Genomic DNA, 3,304 nt, shown 5'->3' on the forward strand with positions numbered 1-3,304 from the left:
CCCCGGCCCGCAGTCGGTTGTTTCTGCACCACTGTCTTTCTGCACCACTGTGTTTCCGCACCGCCCGCAGCCGGACGCCGCCGGTGCTTCGCCGTGGCCCTCGGCTGTCGACTCCGCTCCGCCACATAGGCTTCGATCCATGCCCAACGGCCGCTACACCCACCACGACCCGCACCACGGGACCGCACTCGGCGAGGAGCGGTTCAGCTGCGCGCCCGGGCCGGCCGGGTGGCGGTACGTCTCGAAGACCTACGCCCCTGACGGCACCGTGCTCAGCACCGTCGACCTCACCCTCGACTCGCGCAGCCGCCCGCTGCGGATGGAGCTGCGGTCCGGCGGCTGGCAGGTGCGCGGCGGCGCGGTGGACGGGGTGGCCTGGGTACGCACCGACCCCGCCGATCCGACCGGCGCGGCCGGCCAGGAGGGGCATGACCGGGCGCACGGCTTCACCGGCGAGTCGCCGGCCTTCCTGATCGCCACCGCCCGCCTGCTCGGCCTGGCCGAGGGGGCCGCGGCCCGGGTGCGGCTGGTCTCCTTCACCGGCGCGGCGCTGGCCCCGCGCACCGTCGACCAGGGCTGGCGGCTGGCCGGCACCGAGGAGCATCCGACCGACACCGGCCCGCTGCTGGTCGAGCGGTACCAGGTGACCGACCTGGCCACCGGCGAGCAGCAGGAGGTCCACCTGGCCGGGGACGTCCTGCTGGCCGCGCCCGGCATCGAGCTGGAGGAGCTGGAGTCGCCGCCGAACCCGCGGCCGGTCCGGGGCCTCGGCCAGGGCTGACCCGGAGTCAGCCCGGCAGGGCGAAGCCGTTCCCCGGCTCGTCGGCCGGAGCCGGGGAGGCCGGGGGAGTGGCGGGCGCGGCCGGTGCGCTGGGCATGACCGGCGGCGGGGTGACCGGCTGGTACTGGACCGCCGGAGGCTGCTGCGGCTGCTGCGGCGGGGCGGGCTGGGGATAGCCGAGCGTGCGGACCGGGGCACCGGGCTGCGGGACGAACGGCTGCGGCGGGCCCGCGAACGGTGCGGCCTGCGGCGCGTAGGGCATCGGCGGCGCGTACGGCGACCGCGCCATCGGCAGGGCGAAGGCACCGGCCGCCGTGGCGCGGGCGAACTCGCGGCGCTGCCGCTCGGTCAGGACCGCGCTCAGGTAGAGCGCCGGGTGCAGCCCGGCCGGTATCGGCCAGTGCACCCGCGCCGACAGGTCCCCGGCCAGCTGCTGCGCCATCCGCAGCGCCACCGCCTGGTCCAAGTCGCCGGTCCGGGAGATCAGTTGGCGAGACGCCAGCCACAGGCCCTCGGGCACCGCGGAGAAGTCCAGGCGCACCAGCTCGGTCCCCAGCATGGCCATCAGCTGCGGCGGCGGAGCCACCATCGGCCCGCCCGCCTGCCCGGCCGGGATCCGCTCCCGCACCACCACGGTCCCCGCGAAGATGTCGCCGAGCCGCCGGCCGTCGGAGTTCACCAGCGAGGTGATGAGCGCCGGCATCCCGCCGAACGTGATGATCTCGAAGAACCCGACCAGCCCGCGCACCAGCGCGTGCCGGAACCGGATCGGCCCGCCGTCCAGCCGCACCACCCGCAACCCGAGCGCCAGCTTCCCGAGCGAGCGCCCGTGCGACAGCGTCTCGAACCCGACCGGCACCCCGACCAGCAGCAGCACTGTCAGCGCGATCAGCAGCGCCGCCGCGGCCGCCGCGTCCAGGTTGTCCAGGAACGCGGTGAGGCCAAGCATCACGAGAAAGAGGACGACGAACTCCGCTGCCAGATCCAGGAACTGCGCCAACGCCCGGCTCGGCAGCTTCGCCGTCCGCAGCCCGAGGACTACGGCCTCCCCCGTCACCAGCTCGCTCACTGAACCCCGCCCCGTCCACTCGATCGTTCGACGCGCCAACCCTACGGACCCGATCGATGCCGGGGAAGGGCGGTCCCACCGCTGTCGGACTCTGGCAAGCTGTGGCTGCCCGTCCGCCTGTTCGCCGGTCTGCGCTCGCCGAAACGCGTTCGTCGAGCCGCCCTCGTCTCTGGAGCTGACCCGTCATGGACCTGGATGTCTTCGTCGCCGCCCACCAGGCCCAGTGGGCGCGCCTGGAGACGCTCAGCAGGCAGCGGCGGCTGACCGGCGAGGAGGTCGACGAGCTGGTGGCGCTCTACCAGCGGGTCACCGGCCACCTGGCCCGGGTCCAGGCCACCGCGCCCGACCCGGCGCTGGTCGGGCGGCTGACCACCCTGGTGGCCCGCGCCCGCACCGCCGTCACCGGCAGCCGGGCCGCCGGCTGGCGGGACGCCGCGCGGTACTTCACCGTCAGTTTCCCGGCGGCGCTCTACCGCTCCCGCCGCTGGTGGATACCGATCGCCGTGGTCTCCCTGCTCGGTGCGGCGCTGATCGCCTGGTGGGTCGCCACCCACCCCGAGGTCCGCGACAGCCTGGCCACCCCCGCCGAACTGCGCCAGATGACCCGCCCCGGCGGCGAGTACGAGACCTATTACACCGACCGCCCCGCCAGCTCCTTCGCCGCCCAGGTCTGGACGAACAACGCCTGGATCGCCGCCATGTGCCTGGTCTTCGGGGTCTTCCTCGGCATCCCGGTGCTGATGATCCTCTTCAGCAACGTGCTCAACCTGGGCGTCGGCCTGGGCCTGATGGCCTCGGCCGGCCGCCTCGACCTCTTCCTCGGCCTGCTGCTGCCGCACGGCCTGCTGGAGCTCACCGCCGTCTTCGTCGCGGCGGGCCTGGGCCTGCGCCTGGGCTGGACGGTGATCGACCCCGGCCCGCGGTCCCGCTCGGTCGCGCTCGCCGAGCAGGGCCGGGCCATCATCGGCATGGCGATCGGCCTGGCGGTGGTCCTGTTCGTCAGCGGTCTGCTGGAAGCCTTCGTCACCCCCTCCGGCCTGCCCACCTGGGCCCGGATCAGCATCGGCGCCATCGCCGAGGCGCTCTTCCTCGTCTACGCCCTGGTACTGGGCCGGCGCGTCGCCGCCGCGGGAGAGGTCGGCGACCTGGAGGCGGCCGACCAGGGCGACCTGCAGCCCGTGGCGGGATGACCCTTCACGAGCTGGTACTCTTTCCTTCGCCGACAGAGCCATTGACACGGATCTGACCGGCTAGTAGATTCGAACGGTTGGGACGGGCTGGACAAACCACCTGATCCGAGCGTAGTGTCTACGACACGGCCAAGCCGAGGCGAGGCATCCAGTCGGATGCGGCCCGGCGAGCCCCTCGCTCAGCGGGAAATTCGGATGAGAAATCGACCGGTAAAACGGTGCGAATCGGGTCTGATAAGCTGAGAACACGAAAGAACGAAGCCC

General features: G+C 73.2%; 3 protein-coding genes. 2 read left to right on the forward strand and 1 reads right to left on the reverse strand.

The annotated features are described in order from the left end of the window. The first annotated feature begins 139 nt into the window (after window positions 1-139). On the forward strand, window positions 140-781 hold the full coding sequence (locus C7C46_RS18580) for a hypothetical protein (RefSeq protein ID WP_110670980.1): 642 nt from the start codon (window positions 140-142) through the stop codon (window positions 779-781). A gap of 7 nt (window positions 782-788) precedes the next feature. Here the strand turns inward: C7C46_RS18580 and C7C46_RS18585 are convergent, their stop codons facing one another. Then, complete coding sequence (locus C7C46_RS18585) at window positions 789-1,850, reverse strand: RDD family protein (RefSeq protein ID WP_110670981.1); 1,062 nt, start codon at window positions 1,848-1,850, stop codon at window positions 789-791. Between the two features lie 185 nt (window positions 1,851-2,035). On the opposite strand from C7C46_RS18585, the gene C7C46_RS18590 reads away from it, so the two are divergent. Continuing rightward, window positions 2,036-3,040 carry a stage II sporulation protein M gene (locus C7C46_RS18590; protein WP_110670982.1) on the forward strand — a complete coding sequence of 335 codons (1,005 nt, stop codon included), beginning with the start codon at window positions 2,036-2,038 and terminating at the stop codon, window positions 3,038-3,040. The last annotated feature ends 264 nt before the right edge of the window (window positions 3,041-3,304 follow it).

Source organism: Streptomyces tateyamensis, from assembly GCF_003205575.1.
GTDB classification, from domain to species: Bacteria; Actinomycetota; Actinomycetes; order Streptomycetales; family Streptomycetaceae; genus Kitasatospora; species Kitasatospora tateyamensis.

What these genes read in the sequence shown, in the direction of transcription:
- C7C46_RS18580 (WP_110670980.1), top strand. Translation starts at nt 140, where the DNA reads ATGCCCAACGGCCGCTACACCCACCACGACCCGCACCACGGGACCGCA.
- C7C46_RS18590 (WP_110670982.1), top strand. Translation starts at nt 2,036, where the DNA reads ATGGACCTGGATGTCTTCGTCGCCGCCCACCAGGCCCAGTGGGCGCGC.